A 20,360-nucleotide genomic window follows, 5' to 3' on the forward strand; every position below is an offset into this window, starting at 1 on the left:
ATACTGCGCGCGCGTGTCCGTCCTGCGCACGATCGTCAGCTCCTCGCGCGCCCTCGTCACGGGCGCCAAGGACGTCGCCCGCTTCCGCGAGATCGCCACCGTCTTCGTCCGCCACGGCTTCGGCTGGTGGGTCGCCCAGCTCAAGCTGCGGCGGGAGCTGCAGGTCGAGCTCGCGGGCGGCGAGCTGACGCGCGCCACCGTCGGCAGCGCCGACACCGGCAAGCGCCTCGTGGCCGCGTTTACGCAGCTCGGCCCGACCTTCGTCAAGCTCGGCCAGATCCTCTCGACCCGCCCCGACCTGCTGTCGGACGCGGTCATCGCCGAGCTCACCTGTCTGCAAGACCAGGTGTCGCCGCTGCCCTTCGAGCAGATCGAGGGCCAGCTGCGCAACAACCTCGGGCCCAAGTGGCGCGAGCAGTTCCCCGAGATCGACGAGACCCCGCTGGCGTCGGCCAGCATCGCCCAGGTCCACCGCGCCACCCTCAAGACCGGCGAGCGCGTGGTCCTCAAGGTCCAGCGCCCCGGTCTCCGCCCGAAGATCGCCAGCGACCTCAACATCCTGCTGGCGACCGCCGGCTACGTCGAGGAGGCCTTCCCCGAGGCGGCGGCGATGGACCTCGTCGGCGTCATCCGCGGGTTCGCCAAGTCGCTGGCGCAGGAGCTCGACTTCTGCGTCGAGGCGCGCAACATCGCCCGCTTCCACCGCAACTTCGCCGACGACGACAGCGTCCGCGTGCCGGTCGTCTACGACGCCCTCAGCACCGAGGAGGTGCTGTGCATGGAGTTCGTCGAGGGCCGCAAGTTCAGCGAGGTGCTGCAGTCCGGCGAGGACACCCGCCCGCTCGTCGAGGTGTACTTCAAGACCGCCTACAAGATGCTGTTCATCGACGGCTTTTTCCACGGCGACCTGCACCCGGGCAACGTGTTCGTGCAGGAGGGCGGCCGGCTGGCGATCATCGACTGCGGCATGGTCGGCCGCCTGTCGCCGTCGATGAAGGACAAGCTGATCGACATCCTGTGGGCCGTGATGTCGGAGGACATGGAGGCGCTGGCGCGCTCGTTCTACGCCCTGGCGATCCCGACCGCCGGCAAGGTCGACTACGCCGCGTTCGAGGCCGACGTGGTCGAGATCGCCGAGCGCTACCTCGGCGGCGTGCCGCTGTCCGAGCTGCAGATCGGCGAGCTGTTCGGCGAGCTGGTCGCCGGCGCCACGCGCCACCGCGTGCGCATGCCGACCGACTTCACCATGATGTTCAAGGCGATCCTCACCACCGAGGGCCTGGCCCGCTCGATCGCCCCCGACGTCGACCCGCTCGAGCTGGCGCGTCCGTTCATCTCGCAGATGATCCAGGACCGCTACAGCAGCGACCGCATCAAGCAGACCCTGCTGGCCGACTTCCACCTGCTGTCCCGCGCGGCCCACAGCCTGCCGCAGCGCCTGCCCGCCCTGCTCGAGGACATCCACGAGGGCCGCCTCGCCGTCGGCCTCTCGCCCGCGTCGCTCACCGCCCTCGACAAGGCGTCCGAGCGGCGCATGAACCAGGGCGTACGCGCCGCGCTGACGATCACCTGCATCGCCTGCGGCACGTACGCCCTCGGCCTCGGCCTGCCGGCGACGTCGCCGATCGGGATCCCGTGGATCTCGACCCTGTTCTACGCGGCCGCCGCCTACGGCGTGATCGGCCTGCGCTGGCGCTCGTGAGCGGCGCTCACTGGCAGAGGCCGGCCTCGCCCGGGAACGGCAGGTTGCACACGTTGCTGAAGCAGTCCTCGTTGGAGCTGCACGGCGCGAACGGGCCGCCGTCGCTGCAATAGCCGATCACGGCGTTGGGCTGGTCCTTGACGCACTTCCAGTCGGCCGGGCAATGCGACGCCTCGGTGCACAGGCCGATCAGGCAGATCTTGTCCTTGGCGGTCAGGATGTCGGTGTTGCACACCGCGCCCTCGGGGCCGACCGGGCAGGTGTCGTCCTGCGCGCAGTACGGCAGCGTGTAGCACTTCGCCTCCTCCTCCGAGCTGTACAGGCACACCGCGTTCGACTCGCAGCCGTCGTCCGTCAGCGACGGGGTGCACTGAGTGTCCGGCGGCGGGGTGCTGCAGAAGCCGTTGACGCACACCTGGCCCTCTTCGCACGGCACGTCGGGGCAGGTCGTGACCTCCTTGTTGTGGCACAGGCGATCGGTGTCGGTCGCGCAGAACTGGTCGTCGGCGCAGTCCTCGTTGCTGTTGCAGCCGAGCGCGCAGAGGCCGTTCCAGCAGAACTGGCCGTCCGGGCACGGGTTGGACGAGCTGCACGGGCCAGGCACGTCGCCATCGGTCGTGGTGGGGGTGCCCGTGGGGTTCGACGCGCCGGTCGGGTCGGCGCCGGTGTCGTCCGAGCCGTCGGTCATGTCGCCGAGCGAGGGGCTGCAGGCGGCGAGGCACACGGCGGCGAACAACGAGCGGATCGTAAGGGTCGTGGTGAGCTTCATAGCGTCGTTCTCTTCTTCCATCGATTCGTTACCGCCGCGGCGTTTTTTCAGCGGGACCAGGCCAGGAGGTTCCTCAACACGCGGTCCATGTGAGCCAGTGAATACGCCCCAGGCCGACACATGTCCGCGAAATCCACCTTCGGACATGGTAAAAAGGACATGTACGATCGTACATGTCCTACAAGAAGATCAGCGAGCTTCACGCGCCGGCGCAGCTGCTCTTGACCCGCGGCGCGTGCGTCGAGTCGGGCCACTTCGCCAGCATGTCGCGGGCGACGCGCCGCGCGTCGGCGACGCGACCGGCGGCGCACAGCGCCTCGACGTGGTAGGCGAGTCGCTCCTGCACCAATTGTCCGCGCGCGCCGAACCGCCGCTCGTGCTCCTCGACCCCGGCCAATGCGCGGGCGCTGTCGCCCCGCTTGAGCGCGCCGCGGATCTCGGCGATGAGCTTCAGCTCGGCGGCGAAGTCGGCCGGCGCCGCGTCAGCGGGCAAAGCCTCGAGCTTCGGCTTGGTGCGCGGCGGCTTCTTCCTGGTCTCGCTCGGCTCCTCGGCCGCGGGCTCGTCGGGCGCGGGCGCCTCGGCCACGGGAGGATCGGGCGCAGGCGCAAGCGCCTCCACCCCTGCGGGTGTCGGCGCCGCCACGGGTGCGGTGATCGGTGACCTGGCCTCGGGGACAGCTTCGATCGGCGCCGCCGCGGCCACGACCGGCGGCGCTTCGGGCCGATCGCGGGCGGCCCACACTCCCACCGCGGCCGCGACCAGCGCGAGCCCGGCGATCACCTTGAGGACGACTCCGCCGCCGCCGGTGGCCCCTGCGAGGGTCCCCGGGGCGACGTCGGCGCCGCTCGGCGGAGCTGGCCCATGGGCCAGGCGATGCTCGACGGCCGCCCAGATCCGGTCCTCCGCGCCCGGCTCGGGCACGACCTCGCGCTCGGCGCGGAGCAGATCTTCGAGCCTGTCGGACTGCATCAGCGCACCTCCGTCCGCGCCGCCGCCGGCAACGCACGTTCGAGCTGCTGCCGCGCCGCTCGCAGCCGCGAGTACACGGTGTTGACGTTGAGCCCGAGCCCCGCGGCGATCTCCTGCGCCGTCATGCCCTCGAGCTCGGCGAGCACGAACACGGCCCGGCGCTCGTCGTCGAGCTGGTCGAGCAATTTTAATAGGGTGTCGGTCGCGTCCTTGCGGGCGTAGGGGTCGGAGCCGCCGTCCTCCGCGTGGGCCTCGGCGAAGGCCTCGACCCGCCGCAGGTGCCGCGAGGCGCTGCGGCGGTGGAGCTGCACCACGCGCATGGTGATGGCGAACAGCCAGGTCCGCATCGAGGCCTCGCCGCGGAACTCGGCGAGCCGGCGCGCGACGATGAGGAACACGTCCTGGACGACGTCGTCGAGCGCGGGCGCGGGCGCACCGAGCCGCCTGGCGCTGCGCCACACGAACTGGAAGTGCTCGCGGTAGACCGCCACCAGCGCGGGGCTGGGAGGAGCGGCGGCTTGGGCGGCGGCGGCCATCGGTTCGCGGGTTGGTGACCGGCTCCGCGAATTATCATCACGGCTCGTCACGGAAATCGGACTTCGGCGGCGAGCAGCGCGCGAACGCTCGCCGGGGCGCTGCGATAGGTCTCCCCGTGGTTCTCGACGGTGAACCGGGGTCGTACGATGTGGACCGCGCCCTCGACGATGGCGCCGACCGCGACGCGCGGATGGATGGCGTAGAACACGCCCGGCGCCAGATGCAGGGCGACGAACAGCTGACGCGCGTCGCTGGTGATCTCGTAGCCGACCCCGCGGCCGTACATGGCGCCGAGCTCGAGGCCGGCGCACAGCGGGAATTCGAACTTGCGCGCGTGCAGCAACGGACAGCCGCGCACCGCCCCGACCGCCAGCTGGAGGTCGGCGCCGCGGTCGGGCGCGTCGTCGAAGCGAGCCCGTCGCAGCGGGCCGTAGCCGACCTCGAACTCGAGCCGCGCGCGCGGCCAGATCAACGCCGGCGTGAGTTTAACTAAGGCGCCGACGCCGGGCAGGTCGCCGAAGCTCAGGCCGGCGCCGAGCCGCACGCCGCCCCGCACCCGCCTCTCCTTCTTCTTCTCCGGCGGTCTGGGTGGTTCCACTTCCTCGGGCTGCGGCTGCGGCTGCGCGGGCTCCGGCTCCGGGGGCGGCAGCTGGGGCTCCGGCGGTGGTTCCGGGTCGTCGACCGTCTTCGCCTCGGCCGCGACCTCGGCGGCATCTGTCTCTTCGGACATGCGATCGAGGACTGACGGATCGATCGCCATCGCGGCGATCAGCGCCCCGGCCCGCGCGAGCGCGTCGCACTGCGCGTGGGTCAGCGACCGCTGCAGCGTACCCTCGTCGCTGACGGTCCACAGCCGGAGGTCGAAGCCGCCGGCGGGCTCCTGGCGGACGCGGGCGATCGCAGTCAACCGCGGGCCCGTGCGAGCAGCCAGCGGTCCGCCGAGCAGGCGTTCGAGCTCGGCGACGACCTCGGCCTCGGCGGGGCAGCTCGCGGGCGCGTCCCAGCGGAACTCGACGACCGGGCGCGAGCTCGCGGGCGCCTCGCTCGGACCTGCCGGGCCCGCGAGCAGCGCCGCGACCAGCCCGCTGTGAAGCATCCCCACGCGTGCGGAGGATCGTCCGCCGCCGCCGCGATTTCAACGGCGAAAGCGGCGCGCACGGCCGCGCGCCTAGGACATGCCGCGACGGCGCATGAAGGCCGCCTTGTTCTTGGCGCCGCGCCGTTCGAGCGCGGGTCGCAGCCACGCGCGCAGGCGGGGCGACAGGTAGCCGAGCGTCGCCAGCTTGCCTGACGCAAAGGGCAGATCGATCTCCATCGGGCTGCGCGGGTCCTGAATGCACGCCAGCACCGCCTCCGCGCACTGCTCGGGGGTGCTCATCGGCTGCGAGAAGGTCAGGTTGCTGACGCCCTGGATGTCGGAGTCGAAGAAGCTGCTGTCGACCGGGCCGGGGTTGACGTTGGCGATCCGGATGCTGCGCCGCGCGAGGTCCTCGGCGGCCGCGAGGGCCCAGAAGCGCAGCCCCGCCTTGGATCCGGAGTACACCGCCGAGCCGGGCACGCCGAGCTTGCCGGCCAGGCTGGCGACGTTGACCACGCAGCCGCCCGCGCGCATGTGGTCGGCGGCGATCCGCGTCAGCACCACCGGCGCGGTCAGGTTGACGTTGAAGATCTCCGCCAGCGCCTCCGGCGGGTGGCGCAACATGTCTCCGCGGTAGTGCACGCCGGCGTTGTTGACCAGCACGTCGAGGCCGCCGAAGCGCGCCACGACCTGGTCGATGAGCCATGGCAATCGGGACAGGTCACCGACGTCGCAGGCGATCGCCACGGCGCCGTCGCCGAGCTCCGCGGCCGCGGCCGCGAGCTTGGACGCCGTGCGCGCGACCATCACGACGCGCATGCCGGACTTGTGTAGCAGCTTGGCGGTCGCCAGGCCGATGCCCGACGACGCGCCGGTGACGAGCGCGACCCTGTCCTTGAGCTCCACGCGGCGACGCTAGCAAAACCCCGCCGAAAAAGGACGAGCCCCGACCCTCGCGGATCGGGGCTCACGTGCCCCACGGCGCCGACACAGGGCGCAAAAAGGGACGAGCCCCGACCCTCGCGGATCGGGGCTCGTACGCGCGCGCAGATCGGCGAGCGCGAGCGAGGCTCACATGTCCATGCCGCCCATGCCGCCGCCCGGGTGGCCGCCGGCGCCGGCCGCAGGGGCCTCCTTCTTGGGCTTCTCGGCGATCATCGCCTCGGTGGTCAGCATCATGCCGGCGACCGAAGCGGCGTGCTGCAGCGCGGTGCGGACGACCTTCGTCGGGTCGATGACGCCGTCCTTGACGAGGTCGACGTACTGACCGGTGCGGGCGTTGTAGCCGAACGCGCCCTCGCCGTTGCGGACGGCGTTGATGACGACCGACGGCTCGGCGCCGGCGTTCGCCACGATCTGGCGGAGGGGCTCCTCGATCGCGCGGCGGATGATGTTGATGCCGACGCTCTGCTCGGCGGTCGGGGCCTTGACGTTCTCGAGCTCCTTCTGGGCGCGGATGAGGGCGACGCCGCCACCGGGGACGATGCCCTCCTCGACGGCCGCGCGGGTCGCGTGGAGCGCGTCCTCGACGCGAGCCTTCTTCTCCTTCATCTCGACCTCGGAGGCCGCGCCGACCTTGATCACGGCGACGCCGCCGACCAGCTTGGCGAGGCGCTCCTGCAGCTTCTCGCGGTCGTAGTCCGACGAGGTCTCGTCGATCTGGGCGCGGATCTGCTTGACGCGGGCCTGGATGTCGGCCTTCTTGCCGCCGCCGTCGACGATCGTGGTGTTGTCCTTGTCGATCGTGACCTGCTTGGCGGTGCCGAGGTCCTTCAGGGTCAGGTTCTCGAGCTTCTCGCCGAGGTCCTCGGTGAGCGCCTTGCCGCCGGTGAGGACGGCGATGTCCTTGAGCATCTCCTTGCGGCGGTCGCCGAAGCCCGGGGCCTTGACGGCGGCGACGTGGAGGGCGCCGCGGATCTTGTTGACCACGAGGGTGGCCAGCGCCTCACCGTCGACGTCCTCGGCGATGATGAGGAGGCTGCGGCCCTGCTTGGCGACCTGCTCGAGCACCGGCAGCAGGTCCTTCATCGTCGAGACCTTCTTCTCGTAGCAGAGGATGTACGGCTCGCTGAGCGAGACGACCATGCGCTCCTGGTCGGTGATGAAGTACGGGCTGAGGTAGCCGCGGTCGAACTGCATGCCCTCGACCACGTCGAGGTCGGTCGTCGAGGACTTGTTCTCCTCGACGGTGATCACGCCCTCCTTGCCGACCTTGCTCATCGCCTTGCTGATGAGCTTGCCGATCTCCTCGTCGCCGTTGGCGGAGATGGTGCCGACCTGCGCGACCTCCTCGTCGCTGCTGGTGGCCTTCGACAGGTTGCCCTTGATGAAGCTGATGAGGCCCTCGACGGCGATGTCGATGCCGCGCTTGAGCTCCATCGGGTCGTGACCCGCGGCGACCATCTTCAGGCCCTCGCGGTAGATCGCCTGGGCGAGCACGGTCGCGGTGGTCGTGCCGTCGCCGGCGATGTCGGAGGTCTTCGAGGCGACCTCCTTGACCATCTGCGCGCCCATGTTCTCGAACTTGTCCTCGAGCTCGATCTCCTTGGCCACGGTCACGCCGTCCTTGGTGACCGTCGGGGAGCCCCAGGACTTCTCGATCACCACGTTACGGCCGCGCGGCCCGAGGGTGACCTTGACGGCGTCGGCGAGGATGTTGACCCCGCGCAGGATGGCGTGACGAGCGGACTCTTCGAAACGAACTTCTTTGGCAGCCATGATGTGTGTCTCGTGTGTGTGGGGAAAAGCGTTGCGTCGTCAGGCCCGCTCAGGCCTCGAGGATGGCGAGGATCTCGTCCTCGCGCAGGATCATGTGCTCCTCACCGTCGAGCTTGATCTCGGTGCCGGAGTACTTGCCGAACAGGACCTTGTCGCCCGCCTTGACCTCGAGCGGGGTGCGCTTGCCGTTGTCGTCGACCTTGCCCGGGCCAGCCGAGATCACCACGCCCTTGGCGGGCTTCTCCTTGGCGGAGTCGGGGATGAACAGACCACCGGCGGTCTTCTCCTCCTCGGACATGCGCTTCACCAGCACGCGATCGTTCAAGGGACGAACCTTCGTCGTTGTCATCTGCGGTCTCTCCTGGGATTTCCGAATGCAGGCCCCGTGGGGGGGGAAGATGCTGTTCGCGGTTGCGAGCGTTCCCGCGCGACTCCGCGTAACTCTGCGGAATCGCCGTGGAAATTTGCGGGGGCTCGGTTAGCAATCACCCATGTAGGAGTGCTAACGCGGCGCGGAGTGTAAAGCGAGTCGGTACCCGGTCAACCCCTCCTCGCGGGGCGTTTTCGGCTCGGAACTCGTGCGGTTAACTCACATAATTCGCTTGCCTGCTCGTTCCTCTCTGGTAGCGTGGGGAAATAGGAAACTCCTCATGCCCGAGCCAGAACTTCGTTTTGCAGGAACCCTCGAGTCCTTCTTCTACGACCGCGTGGCCCAGGGAAAGACCGGCAGTTCGTTGCCGACCGAGGTCGGAGCGTACGTGGTCCACATGCTGGCCGACCACGTGCGCCGGACCAGCGTCGCCGGCCGGACCGCCGGACCGCTCGCGCTGCAGTACCTCGCGGCCCGCGAGCAACAAGGTACGCGACGAGCTCAAGCGTTGCGGGCCGTCGGCGACCGGGCGCTGTTCATCGCCGGCGTCGTCCCGCACAGCGTCGACCGCACCCCGGTCGACTTGCGCTACGTGCGCTCGATCGGAACCAGCGCGTACCGCCAGATCGGCGAACCAACCGTGTTCAACACCCTCGCCGCCACCTTCGAGAAGGCCGCCGAGGCGATCTCCGAGGCCACGGACAGCTGTCCTGACGGCGACCTCCTCGGCCTGTACGAGCGCTGGAAGAAGTACGGCGATCCACGCGACGAGCAGCGACTCGGCGCCGCCGGCGTCGTCCTCGTGCGCGGGAGGCGCGACGACCTGCAGTAATCGGCGAACTCGAGTTCGTCGCCGCGCCGATGAACTCGAGTTCCGCAGAGAGTCGGGGGGCCCGGGGCCCTCTTCGACTTCGGCGGACACGACCTCTTCTTTTGAGCATCGGTGCGGCACGACCGCCTGAGCTCGGTGCAGGGCCGGGAATGCTCCTCGGTCCGGAGACCTGCCCGACCCCGCAAATTGATCCACGGACCTTTGGCCTTCGGCACGACCGCCTGAGCTCGCTCGACGCAGGGCAGCGGGCCGTCATCGGGTTTGGAAGCCTCCGTCACCAGAGGGCCGCGCGAACTCCTTCCGACGACGGCTTGCCGACTTTGGCCATCTGGGCGGCGGGCGACCGTTACTGGTGCGGACGGCCCTGCGCGACCGTGCGGTCCAAACGTGGCTCGTCAGGGTCGCAGGACCGTGTTGTCGATGAGGCGCACGCCGCCGAAGAACGCCGCGACGGCGCACAGCGCCGGCCGCACCACCTCGGTCACCGGCTGCAGATCGTCGGCGTCGACCAGCGACGCGTAGTCGATTCGTCCGGGAGCGAGCGCAGCTGCGGGATCGCCGAGCAGCGCCGCTGCGTCGCGCTCGCCGGCGGCGAACCGCTGGCGCACGGAAGCCAGCCAGCGCGAGATCGCCAGCGCCTGCGCACGTGCCTCGGAGGACAGGTTGGCGTTGCGGCTCGACATCGCCAGGCCGTCGGGCTCGCGCACGATCGGCATGCCGACGACCTCGCCGCCGAGGAACAGATCGGCGTGCATGCGCCGCAGGATCGCCAGCTGCTGGAAGTCCTTCTCGCCGAACAGCGCCACGTCGGGGCGGACCAGCCCCCACAGCTTGGCCACCACGGTGCACACCCCGCGGAAGTGACCGGGGCGCGAGGCCCCGCACAGGTGGCGGTCGAGTTCCTGGACCTCGACCCATGTGTTCGTCCCGTGCGGGTACAGCTCGCGCGGGTCGGTCGGGCAGAACGCGACGTCGACCCCGCACTCGCTCGCCTTGGCCAGGTCACCGGCCTCGTCGCGGGGGTAGCGGGCGAGGTCTTCGTTCGGGCCGAACTGGGTCGGGTTGACGAAGATCGACAGCACCAGGCGATCGCCGCGCCGCCGGGCCTCGCGCAGCAGCGACAGGTGGCCTTCGTGGAGGTAGCCCATCGTCGGCACGAACGCGACGCGGGTCGCGTGACCGAGCGACGCCCGCCACACCTGCATCTCCGAACATGTCCGAACGACCAGCATGATCCTACTCCGCCGACTCCGAGCCGCTCTGGGTCGCAGGCCCGCCGGAGAAGCTGTGCTCGGCGGCGGGGAAGGTGCCCTCGCGGACCTCGCGGCCGTAGGTGGCGAACGCGTCGCGCACGACCCCGGCGAGCTCGGCGAAGCGCTTGACGAAGCGCGGCTTGAAGCGGTCGTCGAGGCCGAGCAGGTCCTGCATCACCAGCACCTGTCCGTCGCAGCCGACACCTGCACCGATGCCGATCGTCGGGATCGCTAGCGATTGCGAGATCTGCCGCGCCAGCGCCGCCGGGATGCCCTCGAGCACCACGGCATACGCGCCGGCCTCTTGCAGTTGAAGCGCGTCTTGCCGCAGACGCTCCGCAGCGGCGTCCTCGCGACCCTGCACGCGGAAGCCCCCGAATTCATGGACGCTCTGAGGCGTGAGGCCGAGGTGCCCCATCACGGGGATGCCCGCCTGCACGATCTTGCGCACCGCATCGGCCCGGCCGCCGCCCTCGAGCTTGACCGCCTCGGCCCCGCCTTCCTGCACGAGCCGACCCGCGGACAGTAACGCCTGCTCCGCGCTCACCTGGTAGCTCATGAACGGCAGGTCGACGACCAGGTGCGCTCGCTGGACCGCACGGCGGACGCAGCGGGCGTGGTAACACATGTGCTCGAGCGTGACCTCGAGCGTGTGTGGGTGGCCCTGCATCACCATGCCCACGCTGTCGCCGACCAGCACCACGTCCGCGCCCGACTCGTCGACGAGGCGAGCGAAGGTCGCGTCGTACGCCGTGATCATCACGATGCGCTGGCCCTGGCGTTTGTATTGATGGAGCACCGGCGCGGTCACTCGGCGAATGGTCGCGGGGATCTCCCCGGTTGCTGCGGGCTTGGCTCCGAGGGTCATACGTGGCTCGCGCGAAGCATATCGCAGAGCAGACAGGTCGCCGTCCATGAAGAATTTCGCCGCCGCGCTCCCTGGCCGGGTAGGACCTCGATCGGGGCACGTGTGCGGACCGATTCGCGCCTCGACTCACGAACCGAGCGCATCGTGTACGCGATACCCGCGGTGAAGATTTCACAGCACGCGAGCTTGCGATTCACCTTGCGTGGTTTCGCGGGACAGCGGTGACAAAAATCACCCGAGTGTGAAGTTCCCGCCGTGTCTTCACGCAGACTTATTCTCCTCATTAGGAAATGATGAGTTTGATGGGAAGGACTGATCGACGTCTCGCTCGCACGATTTTCAGTGCGACACCGCTGCTTCGCGGTACCTGTCCTCTCGGCCAGGTTCTCTGTGCCATGTCCCTGTGGGCTTGTGGTCAACCCGGCGGGGGCGCCTCGGAGGGCGAGGCCGACACCGAGATCGACAGCACCGGCGACACGACGGGCGGCACCGACGGGACGTCCGGGACCACGGCGCCGACCACCAGCGGCTCCGAGCCGTCGAGCTCCACGAGCGACTCGGGGATCGTCGTCGGTGAGGCCAAGGGCCTGCTCAACTTCACCTTCTATCCCGAGACCGCCGGCGGTCTGCCGGCCGAGCTGGGCATGGCGGGCGCCTGGCGCACCGAGCCGTTCACCACCGACGACTTCTTCGCCGTGCAGGCGTGGGGCATGCACCTCCCGCCGCCGCCGGAGGAGGCCAACACCGTCGTCAACAACTCGATCCCGGCCCCCTACGATTGGGGCAAGGACGAGACCTGGATCACCGGCGGCAACGCGCTCAAGCTGCGCGGCGCGGCCGGCGAGTCGCTCGCCTGCCTCGTGCTGGTGCAGGACACCTTCCCGGTCTACTTCAGCGACGACGCCGAGTTCTTCGACCCGCTGTGCGCCCCCGACCCCGCGAAGTGGGTCGCCGACGACGCGTACGACGTGATCGCCTTCGGCGGCGAGGGCAAGGACGACATCGTCCTCCCCGCGGCCGTCACCGCCCCGCCGGCGCTGACCGTCACCGCGCCCGACGTCGCCACCTCGCTGTTCGAGCACGACCGGGCCACCGACCTGGACATCGACTGGGAGGCCAACGGCGGCCAGGCGAACCGCGTCGTCATCCGCCTCATCGACACCTACGGCCAGATGCTCACCGCCCACGCCGTCGACGACGGCAGCTTCACCATCCCGAGCGCCGAGCTGACCAAGCTCGCCCCGGGCCCTGCCACCCTCACCATCTCCCGCGAGCAAAGCTTCGACCTCGGCCTCCCGGACGGCGACCTGCGGGTCGTCCTCCGCTACGAGGTCTGGGCCGATCCCGACCTGATTTAAAGGACACCCACGAGACGGACCATGCAGCGCAGAACCTTCATGAAGTCCCTCGGCGTCGCCACGGCGGCCGGCGCCTCCTTCGGCATTCTTCGCCACCCGCGGCGCGCGGAGGCTTACTGGGGCGAGTGGCCGGCCGACAAGCTCGACGCCATGATCCCGGTGGAGCGCCAGGCCAAGAACGTGCTCGAGCTCTACCTCTACGGCGGGATGAACGCCTTCGACACCTTCTACGCGGTGCCGGACTGGGGTCAGGACACCGAGCGGTTCCTCCACGCCTACTACAACCAGACCCAGACGCGCTTCGGCCAGTGCGGCTTCGGCAACACCCTCACCGACGAATTCGCCGAGGACGCCAACGGCCTGCTGGTCCACCTCGGTCCGTGGGTCGCACCGCTGCGAGCCCGGCCCGACATCGTCGCGCGCATGCGGATCCTCGTGCAGCGCCACGACCTCCTGCCGCACGAGGGCGCCAACCCCTACGCGCTGACCGGCAGCCGCCTCGGCTCGCCGCGCCTCGCCGGCGTCGGCGCGTCGATCCAGCGCCACTTCCTCGAGCAGCCCGGCGGCCTGCGCCCGACCCCGTACGCCTACGTCCTCTACCCCGGCGTCGAGTTCCCCACCGACAACGTCCTCGCCGCCTCCGCGATCGGCCTCCACCCCGGCTCCGCGCGCCCGCTCAGCGTCACCGTCGACCCCGGCTCGTCGCTGTCGCAGCTGCTCGCCCGCCCCAGCGTCGGCACCGGCCGTGACGCCTACGACGCCGCCGTCGACCACTACCTCGCCTCCTACCAGCAGCGCTTTCGGCCAGGTGGCAAGGGGCAGCTCACCCGCTCGGCCGAGCGCAGCAACTTCGAGTTCGCCCACTTCGCCCGCCGCGGCGCCGGCGAGCTGTCGGACGTGCTGTCGGCCGACCTGTTCGAGGGCGTCGCCGGCACCGAGTGCAGCGACATGGCCGGCAACGACAAGCCGCGCATGCAGGCGCGCATGGCCGCCAGCCTGCTCACCCGCGCCAAGGACCAGGCCCGCTACGTCCACTGGATCGACGGCGGCCTCAAGCCCAACCCCTCCGCCGGCCACGACACCCACGACAGCCACGTCGAGGACTCCTCGCGCAACGTCACGCACACCATGCAGTGCCTGGCGGACATCATCAACGCGCCGAACGAGAACGACCCCGGCAAGATCAACCTCGACGACACGATGATCGTCATCAACACCGAGTTCGGCCGCACGCCGCACCGGCAGGGCCAGTCGGGCCTCAACCACTGGCCGCAGGGCATGGTCAACGTCGTGATCGGCGGCCCGATCACCGAGGCCGAGCGCGGCATCTACGGCGCGATCACCGAGGCCGAGGGCTTCGCCGAGACCTATATCAGCCCGGCCGAGAACCGCATGCTCGTCATGATGGCCCTCGGCATCTACCCGTTCAGCTCCCAGACCTTCGCCGTCGGCGACGTCGCCGGCGGGGTCAAGAACCAAGTCGAGGCGGCCCAGCGGCTGCGCGACGTCTACATGGGGCTCAAGCTCTGAGCGAGAGGAGGCGCGACCATGACTCGACTTCATTCCAACCACGCTCCTCTCTTCACGGCTGTCTTCGCGTGCATGTCCCTTACGGCATGTCCGAACGACCAGTCTACGTCCGACGGCGCCAGCGCCAGCGACACCCAGGCCACCGGCGATCCGACCGAGGGTGACCCGACGGCGACCGACAGCGCGCCGACCACCACCGACGCGCCGACCACCGACGGCACCACGGCCACCACCGGCGACTCCGGCGACCCCGGCGAGGAGCCGCCGCCCGCGGGCGAGGCCGAGGAGTCGTGCGACGCCGGCGACGAAGCGTTCGTCAAGCGCATCGTCCCGCTGCTGCAGGGCCGCAAGCCCGAGGGCATGCGCGAGGTCCAGCTGCTGGTCAGCGCGATCGAGCAGCTCGACGCCAAGGGCCAGGACGGGCGAGCGATCGTCGCCCGCGGCCTCGCGTCCGGCGACCTCTACCTCCACCGCTGGCGCACCTTCTTCTGGGAGCAGCTGAAGATCAACCGCCTCGAGATGAAGTCGAACTACGGCTGCTACTCGCAGCCGACCGGCGCGGGCGACGACGGCGACCTCGCCGCTTACATCCGCGACAACGACGCCGAGGGCTCGAGCTTCGACGCCCCGTTCACCATGGCCGACGTCATGATGAGCGCCCTGCGGCTCGACGACCTGAGCCCGATGTACCGCGCCGACATGTTCGCGCGCATGGCCCGGCCGCTGTCCGGCGCCAACATCACGCAGGAGGAGTTCGAGGTCAACGCGCGCTCGAACTACGGCGAGATCTTCGAGTCGAGCTACCTCGGCCGGCGCAGCGGCTGCCTCGAGTGCCACACCAGCACCGAGTCGGTCACCTACAACCCCGACCCCAAGTACAACCACTTCTGGGCCCTGCCCGGCGACTTCGAGGGCGCCATCTACGGCGACCCGAAGGGCCGGCCGGAAGAAGAGCTGTACGCCGCGTTCCGCTGGACCGGCTTCGTCGACGACGAGGGCCCCGTCACTCCGTGGGGCTGGAGCGGCGCCTGCGGCCGCTTCACCCCCGGCACCGGCGGCGACATCCTCGGGATCCCCGGCTACCTCGGCGGCGCCCTGCCGGAGGGCGGCCAGCTGTTCGACATCGACCCGCTGTTCAAGACCGGCTTCGCCACCCTCGCCAGCGAGGGCCTCATGGTCGACGGCGACCTGTCCGTCGCCCCCGACCAGGCGCTCGCGTACCTCACCGCCGTCAACATCGCCAACGGCGTGTGGAAGGAGATGCTCGGCTACCCGCTGACCCTGGCGCACAGCTTCCCGCGCAACGAGAAGCAGCGCGAGATCCTCGGCGAGCTCGCCGACGCCTTCATCTCCGACAGCTACTCGCTGCGGACCCTCCTCGTCGAGATCGTCACGCACCCGTACTTCAACCAGGAGGCGCCCGACCTGTGCGACGCCTCGAACTCGTACCACATGAAGGCGGTGTTCGACCCGTTCTCGATCACCGCCGCCGACCCCAACATGCGCGGCAACGGCGTCGGCGACCGCGTCCAGCGCTACAGCGCCTGGGTGCTCATCGAGTCGGCCATGCGGGCGATGTGGTGGGAGCTGCCGGTGCAGCAGATCCAGGACAAGGAGTGGAACTTCCCCAGCGTCAACTTCCTGCGCGACCAGGGCATCTTCCTCAAGGACGCGATCAACGGCTTCAACGGCGTCGACTTCAACGGCCTCCTGTCGTGGGAGAACCAACTCGCCAGCGGCAGCAAGCAGTCGATGGAGGGCAGCTGCACCGGCCCGCTCGGCCAGCCGTGCGCGGAGTACGAGTGGATCGAGCTCATGCTGGTCGAGGCCAGCATGGTCCCCGGCACCACCGTCGGTGACATCGCGGCGGCGATCAAGGACCGCCTGATCACCGAACCGACCATCGACGGCCCGGCCGAGATCGCCGCGATCGAGGGCGTCATCGGCCTCCCGCTCGACACGCCGATGAGCCAGGCCGACACCGGCCAGCTCGAGTCCGGCGCCCGCCGGTTCGCCGGCATGCTGCTCAGCACCCCGCAGTTCATGCTGTCGGGCGTGCCCAGCCGCGACCAGGATCCGGCGGCCATCCCCGCCTTCGCCGTCCCCGGCACCGACACCGAGTCCCTGTGCAACGTCCACGCCCCGCAGCTCCTCGGCGACAAGTTCGCGTGGACCTGCAGCGCCGACGGACTCAAGCTGCGCTGACCGGCTGCCCTTGAGAGCATGGCCCCTGGGACATGGCCTTTCCGCCATGACCCGGGGGCTTCGCCGTATCTCCGGCGCACCCGAGCCCGCACGCGTCACATCCGTTCGCTGTCGAGCCGCCGCCCAGGTACCGACGGCGTCGCCATCGGCTGCTTCGACCTCGCCGCGAAATCTCCCCGGCCGACTGCCCAAGTCGCACCGCCGCTCAGCCGCGAGGCGCCGCTCACTCGCTCCGCCGTACCTCCCCGGCTGACTGCCCCGGTCGCCCCGTCGCTCGGCCGCGAGGCGCCGCCCGCTCGCACCGTCATGCCTCACCAACGGCCTGCCTGGGTCGCCACTCCGCTCGTCCGCGAGGCGCCGCTCGCTCACACCGCCACCTCCCCCGGCCGACTGCCCGGGTCGGCACGACGGCGAGGTGCTCAGATCGGGCGCAGTTCGGCCAGCCGCCGCTCGACCAGCCGCCGCTCCGCCTCTTCGGGCTCCGGACACGCCAGATAGCCCTTGAACAGCAGGCCCGCGTTGGCGGGGTTCTTCAGCGCGATCTGCTCGATCGCCGCCAGGTACAGGCGCTCGTGCAACGGGAGCAGGGCATCGACGGCCATCCGCTCGGCGCTCGAAGCCAGCGGCCGCAGCAGCGCCAGCTCCCGCTGAGCGGCATCGGCGGCGCCGCTGCGGTCGTAGACCAGGGACAGGATCAGCGTCGTGCGAACTTGCTCGCGGGAGGCCGCGCGCTCGCGTGCCCGGTGCGCCAGCTCCAGCGCCAGAGCGAGGTCGCCGGCCAGGAGCGCCGCGACAGACGCCAGGCGATCGATGCGATGGCCCTCGACCTCCGCCCGCGTCTCCGCCTGGGCCAGCGCGGCGCGAGCTGCTGCCGGCTCGCCGAGCCCGATCGCCGCGATCGCCGTCATCACCCACGTCATCGGCGGCGGCGCCTGCCCGCGCCGGTTCGCCTCGTTCCGCGCCGCAGCCAACCACTGCGCCGCCCGCTTGCGGCTCTGTCGCTGCGTCTCCGCCAGCGCGCCGACCTCCCCGGCCAGCTCCGACAGCGGCGGCAAGCTCGGCACCTGCGTCAACTCGAGCATCGCTGCTGCCACCAGCACCGCGGGCGCACCGGGGCACAACCGGGCCCGCTCGGCCCACAGGTTCGGCCCGTCCGCCCCGACCGATTGTTTGGCGACCGCGAGCTCGGCGGTCCGCTCGAGCTCGCGACACTGACCCCACGGTCGGCTGCCCGCCTCGGCCCACACCGTGGGTGGATCGGGCGGCCGGGGTTGCCACCCCGCCGGCGCCAGCATCAGCCAGATCGCCGTGACGAACGACATCGGTCGCGAGCCTAGCATCTGGCCCGGCCCGCTGCGGGCGCCCGATCGACAGCCCGCCGCGCCGAAATTTTGGTCCCCGCTCGCCCCCGTCGCACACTCGCCACGTGACTCCCCGGCCTCCTGTTCGCGCCGGCCAGGGCAACCGGCGCCGCCGGCCTCCCGCCCAGGCGGCTGCTCGCCGGCACACGCGCTGGCTCATGAACCAACTCCGCCGCGGCGCCCTCGTCGTGCGCGGCCTCCCCGCTCGCGTGCGCGGCCGGATCGCCTGGCGACGCGCCGGCCAGCTGGTGGTCGAGCGGAGCCGGTCCCTCATGCCCGCGGCCCAGCGCGCCATCTCCGGCGTCGGCAAGGGCCTCGACCGTGGCGCCACCGAGCTCGGCCGTTCCGCCGTCGCCGGTGGGCGCGGCCTTCGCAGCCTGTCCCGACTCGGCGCCGGCGGCCTACGCCAGTTCTCGCAGCTGAGCCTGCGCGCCTGCGCGCAGCTGGCCCGCCTGTCGCGCGTCGCAGGACTCGCCATCGGCCGCGGCGCTCGACGACTCGGCGTGGTCACCGGCCGCCTCTCGCGCCGCGTCGCCGGACTCTTGTGGGAGCGGCGGGCCGCCCTGCGCGCGCTCGCGCTGCGGGGCGCCTGGTGGGGCGCTCTCGCGCTGTTGTGGCTCGGCGGCCGGGCGCTCCTCGACCTGCGCGTCCCGCTCGCCCAGGACGCCCTCCCGCTGTTCCTCATCGGCCTGGGCCTGTGCTTGCCGCTCTTCTTCGCGGGCGCCGCGCGCCTGCGCTGGGCCGGCTTTGCTCTCGGAGCGAGCCACGCCGCCCTCGCGGTGCTCGTCTGGACGATCGCTACGTCCGGCTGACACCCCTTGGCGAGCCCGCGCGCACGCGATACGCCTGAGGCGTGCTCCCTCGTGGGCTCCTGCGTCCGGCCGTGCTGGCCCTCTCGGCCGGCCTCCTCTCGCTCGGCTGTCGACCCGACGGCGGGCCCATGGACGAGGGCACCGGCAGTGAGACCGGCACAGGCAGCGACTCCGACACCGGCGAGGTCCCGGACCCGGGCTTCCTCAACCCGGCGCTCGGCGCCTTCAACGTCGCCAGCACCCAACATGTCCCCAAGGACATCGTCGTCCAGAAGATCACTCTCGGCAACACGCAGCTGCTCATCGACGGCCAGACCGCCGGCACTTTGGGCCTCGGGAGCGCCCTCGGCGAGCTGACCGGCGACCGCCTGCGGATCTTCCTCCACGGCGCCCTCGCGGTCGGCACTCACACCCTGCAGTTGGCCTCGCACACCCCCGACGGCCCCCGCTTCTCGGCCGAGCTGACGATGAACGTCACCGCGCCGGACACCCCGCTGCCGCAGGTATGGGCCGAGCTCGACCCCGAGCCGCGCGACGGCGGTGCCGCCCTGCTCCTCAGCGGCGCCGGTCCCGACACCCTGCTCGGCGTGCTCGCTGGCGGTATCGACCCGACGCTCCGCCTCTACCGCGTCCAGGAGGGGACCTGGCCCGAGATGCCGATCCTCGAGACCAGCCTCCAGGGACATGTCCCCGAGACCATGGCTCTCGGACCAGGTGTTGCGGCAGCCGCTCTGCCGCCGACACCCGGCAGCGACATCGCCGTCGTACGCGTCGCGTACCGCCGCGGCGTCCCCGGTGATGCCGTCGTCACCCGCGACATCACGCTCGCTCCCGAGCCCAACATCGGCCCCCTGCAGACCGCCGTCGACCTGTCGGCCGGGCTCTTTCGGGACGCCGAGTTCGCCGCGCTCGGCCGCCCCTTCCTCCTCGGCGATGTCCTGTTCGCGGAGTTCCTCGCCGCCGACGACGCCGAGACCGCACACCCCGGAGATCGCGGCATCGCCTACGTGCGGCGCAGCAGCGATCGCAGCAACTGGTCGATCCCCGAGCGGGTCCCCACCGCGAAACCGCTGGACCTCGACGCCCTCGGCCCTGCGCTCTCCCTGCCTCACCTCAACCTCGGCGCCGGCATCTCCGTGCGCCTCGGTCAGCGCCTCACCGGCCTGCTCACCCTCTCCGACGCCGGCGCCGCCCTCATCTCGGCGCCGGGCGAGGACGTCGATCTGCTGCCCGGCGCGCCCGCGATCCTCAGCACGATCTCCAGCAGCCTCGGCGCCCGCACCGTCGCCGCGGTCACTCCCGATCGCGGCGTCGGTATCGCTTTCCTCGGCACCAGCGGCAAACCGAAGAACACGGTCGTCAACGTCCCTGCCGACAAGCTGCCCGACGCACGCCTCACTGCTCAGCCCGGCGCCGGCGTCGTCCTCGGCTACTCCGCCTTCCTCTTGCCGTACGGCGACGCCGCGCCCGTCCACCTGGTTCTGGGCGACGGCATGCGCACCTACGTCATCCCGCTCGACGGTCCCGAACCGCTGTCGTGCCGCTCCGTCGTGCTGATGCCCAGCCTCGACGGCAACCGCGACGAACCGATCGTCCCCCTCGCCTGTCTGCAAGGTGACTCGCTGCGGATCGGCGCGCTCAAGGCGAGCCTCACCGACCCTTGACCGCCCCTCGCCTGTCTGCAAGGTGACTCGCTGCGGATCGGCGCGCTCAAGGCGAGCCTCACCGACCCGTGACCGCCCCTCGCCTGCCTGCAAGGTGACTCGCTGCGGATCGGCGTGCTCAAGGCGAGCCTCACCGACCCCTGACCGCCCCGCGCCTGCCTGCAAGGTGACTCGCTTCGGATCGGCGTGCTCAAGGCGAGCCTCATCGACCCCTGACCGCCCCTCGCCTGCCTGCAAGGTGACTCGCTGCGGATCGGCGTGCTCAAGGCGAGCCTCATCGACCCCCGACCGCCCCTCGCCTGCCTGCAAGGTGACTCGCTGCGGCTCGGCGTG

General features: G+C 70.6%; 17 protein-coding genes. 7 read left to right on the forward strand and 10 right to left on the reverse strand.

Annotated elements, in window-relative coordinates; all coding sequences use genetic code 11:
* Positions 1 to 13: 13 nt before the first annotated feature.
* Entirely contained in the window at positions 14 to 1,702 is a 1,689-nt protein-coding gene (locus O0S08_RS38585) for an ABC1 kinase family protein (protein WP_269034476.1), read from the forward strand.
* A gap of 7 nt (positions 1,703 to 1,709) precedes the next feature.
* On the opposite strand, the gene O0S08_RS38590 is transcribed toward O0S08_RS38585, so the two are convergent.
* The 7 genes from O0S08_RS38590 to groES all read right to left on the reverse strand — a co-directional run bounded on the left by O0S08_RS38590 (position 1,710) and on the right by groES (position 8,123).
* On the reverse strand, positions 1,710 to 2,471 hold the full coding sequence (locus tag O0S08_RS38590; protein WP_269034477.1) for a hypothetical protein: 762 nt from the start codon (positions 2,469 to 2,471) through the stop codon (positions 1,710 to 1,712).
* A 199-nt stretch (positions 2,472 to 2,670) separates the two neighbouring features.
* Complete coding sequence (locus O0S08_RS38595) at positions 2,671 to 3,441, reverse strand: hypothetical protein (RefSeq protein ID WP_269034478.1); 771 nt, start codon at positions 3,439 to 3,441, stop codon at positions 2,671 to 2,673.
* The gene (locus tag O0S08_RS38600; protein WP_269034479.1) at positions 3,441 to 3,977 is read right to left on the reverse strand and encodes an RNA polymerase sigma factor; all 537 of its coding nucleotides are present in this window, start codon (positions 3,975 to 3,977) and stop codon (positions 3,441 to 3,443) included. Before O0S08_RS38600 ends, O0S08_RS38595 begins: the two co-directional genes overlap by 1 nt.
* 47 nt (positions 3,978 to 4,024) lie before the next feature.
* Positions 4,025 to 5,080 carry a hypothetical protein gene (locus tag O0S08_RS38605; RefSeq protein WP_269034480.1) on the reverse strand — a complete coding sequence of 352 codons (1,056 nt, stop codon included), beginning with the start codon at positions 5,078 to 5,080 and terminating at the stop codon, positions 4,025 to 4,027.
* A gap of 66 nt (positions 5,081 to 5,146) precedes the next feature.
* On the reverse strand, positions 5,147 to 5,962 hold the full coding sequence (locus tag O0S08_RS38610; RefSeq protein ID WP_269034481.1) for an SDR family NAD(P)-dependent oxidoreductase: 816 nt from the start codon (positions 5,960 to 5,962) through the stop codon (positions 5,147 to 5,149).
* A gap of 165 nt (positions 5,963 to 6,127) precedes the next feature.
* Complete coding sequence (groL, locus tag O0S08_RS38615) at positions 6,128 to 7,774, reverse strand: chaperonin GroEL (protein WP_269034482.1); 1,647 nt, start codon at positions 7,772 to 7,774, stop codon at positions 6,128 to 6,130.
* Positions 7,775 to 7,823: 49 nt separating this feature from the next.
* On the reverse strand, positions 7,824 to 8,123 hold the full coding sequence (gene groES, locus O0S08_RS38620; RefSeq protein ID WP_096330647.1) for a co-chaperone GroES: 300 nt from the start codon (positions 8,121 to 8,123) through the stop codon (positions 7,824 to 7,826).
* Between the two features lie 301 nt (positions 8,124 to 8,424).
* Between groES and O0S08_RS38625 the strand changes: the two genes are divergently transcribed.
* A complete protein-coding gene (locus O0S08_RS38625; protein ID WP_269034483.1) occupies positions 8,425 to 8,976 on the forward strand; it encodes a hypothetical protein in 552 nt (183 codons plus the stop codon).
* A 395-nt stretch (positions 8,977 to 9,371) separates the two neighbouring features.
* On the opposite strand, the gene panC is transcribed toward O0S08_RS38625, so the two are convergent.
* Entirely contained in the window at positions 9,372 to 10,208 is an 837-nt protein-coding gene (gene panC / locus O0S08_RS38630) for a pantoate--beta-alanine ligase (RefSeq protein ID WP_269034484.1), read from the reverse strand.
* A gap of 4 nt (positions 10,209 to 10,212) precedes the next feature.
* Positions 10,213 to 11,097 (reverse strand): 3-methyl-2-oxobutanoate hydroxymethyltransferase, encoded by an 885-nt coding sequence (gene panB / locus O0S08_RS38635; RefSeq protein ID WP_269034485.1) that lies wholly within the window; start codon positions 11,095 to 11,097, stop codon positions 10,213 to 10,215.
* A 395-nt stretch (positions 11,098 to 11,492) separates the two neighbouring features.
* Between panB and O0S08_RS38640 the strand changes: the two genes are divergently transcribed.
* The 3 genes from O0S08_RS38640 to O0S08_RS38650 all read left to right on the forward strand — a co-directional run bounded on the left by O0S08_RS38640 (position 11,493) and on the right by O0S08_RS38650 (position 16,190).
* Entirely contained in the window at positions 11,493 to 12,455 is a 963-nt protein-coding gene (locus tag O0S08_RS38640; RefSeq protein ID WP_269034486.1) for a hypothetical protein, read from the forward strand.
* Between the two features lie 21 nt (positions 12,456 to 12,476).
* Entirely contained in the window at positions 12,477 to 13,985 is a 1,509-nt protein-coding gene (locus tag O0S08_RS38645) for a DUF1501 domain-containing protein (RefSeq protein WP_269034487.1), read from the forward strand.
* Positions 13,986 to 14,057: 72 nt separating this feature from the next.
* Positions 14,058 to 16,190 carry a hypothetical protein gene (locus O0S08_RS38650; protein WP_269034488.1) on the forward strand — a complete coding sequence of 711 codons (2,133 nt, stop codon included), beginning with the start codon at positions 14,058 to 14,060 and terminating at the stop codon, positions 16,188 to 16,190.
* A 419-nt stretch (positions 16,191 to 16,609) separates the two neighbouring features.
* On the opposite strand, the gene O0S08_RS38655 is transcribed toward O0S08_RS38650, so the two are convergent.
* Entirely contained in the window at positions 16,610 to 17,512 is a 903-nt protein-coding gene (locus O0S08_RS38655) for a hypothetical protein (protein ID WP_269034489.1), read from the reverse strand.
* Positions 17,513 to 17,709: 197 nt separating this feature from the next.
* Here O0S08_RS38655 and O0S08_RS38660 point away from each other — a divergent pair, with 197 nt between their 5' ends.
* Positions 17,710 to 18,363 (forward strand): hypothetical protein, encoded by a 654-nt coding sequence (locus O0S08_RS38660; RefSeq protein ID WP_269034490.1) that lies wholly within the window; start codon positions 17,710 to 17,712, stop codon positions 18,361 to 18,363.
* A 41-nt stretch (positions 18,364 to 18,404) separates the two neighbouring features.
* Entirely contained in the window at positions 18,405 to 20,027 is a 1,623-nt protein-coding gene (locus O0S08_RS38665) for a hypothetical protein (protein ID WP_269034491.1), read from the forward strand.
* Positions 20,028 to 20,360: the final 333 nt, after the last annotated feature.

The organism is Nannocystis punicea, from assembly GCF_026965555.1.
Classification (GTDB): Bacteria; Myxococcota_A; Polyangia; order Nannocystales; family Nannocystaceae; genus Nannocystis; species Nannocystis punicea.

Excerpts from the sequence above, each read along its gene's own strand:
- O0S08_RS38590 (WP_269034477.1), bottom strand. The coding sequence starts at position 2,471 with ATGAAGCTCACCACGACCCTTACGATCCGCTCGTTGTTCGCCGCCGTG.
- O0S08_RS38595 (WP_269034478.1), bottom strand. The coding sequence starts at position 3,441 with ATGCAGTCCGACAGGCTCGAAGATCTGCTCCGCGCCGAGCGCGAGGTC.
- O0S08_RS38600 (WP_269034479.1), bottom strand. The coding sequence starts at position 3,977 with ATGGCCGCCGCCGCCCAAGCCGCCGCTCCTCCCAGCCCCGCGCTGGTG.
- groL (WP_269034482.1), bottom strand. The coding sequence starts at position 7,774 with ATGGCTGCCAAAGAAGTTCGTTTCGAAGAGTCCGCTCGTCACGCCATC.
- groES (WP_096330647.1), bottom strand. The coding sequence starts at position 8,123 with ATGACAACGACGAAGGTTCGTCCCTTGAACGATCGCGTGCTGGTGAAG.
- O0S08_RS38625 (WP_269034483.1), top strand. The coding sequence starts at position 8,425 with ATGCCCGAGCCAGAACTTCGTTTTGCAGGAACCCTCGAGTCCTTCTTC.
- panC (WP_269034484.1), bottom strand. The coding sequence starts at position 10,208 with ATGCTGGTCGTTCGGACATGTTCGGAGATGCAGGTGTGGCGGGCGTCG.
- panB (WP_269034485.1), bottom strand. The coding sequence starts at position 11,097 with ATGACCCTCGGAGCCAAGCCCGCAGCAACCGGGGAGATCCCCGCGACC.
- O0S08_RS38640 (WP_269034486.1), top strand. The coding sequence starts at position 11,493 with ATGTCCCTGTGGGCTTGTGGTCAACCCGGCGGGGGCGCCTCGGAGGGC.
- O0S08_RS38645 (WP_269034487.1), top strand. The coding sequence starts at position 12,477 with ATGCAGCGCAGAACCTTCATGAAGTCCCTCGGCGTCGCCACGGCGGCC.
- O0S08_RS38650 (WP_269034488.1), top strand. The coding sequence starts at position 14,058 with ATGTCCCTTACGGCATGTCCGAACGACCAGTCTACGTCCGACGGCGCC.
- O0S08_RS38655 (WP_269034489.1), bottom strand. The coding sequence starts at position 17,512 with ATGTCGTTCGTCACGGCGATCTGGCTGATGCTGGCGCCGGCGGGGTGG.
- O0S08_RS38660 (WP_269034490.1), top strand. The coding sequence starts at position 17,710 with ATGAACCAACTCCGCCGCGGCGCCCTCGTCGTGCGCGGCCTCCCCGCT.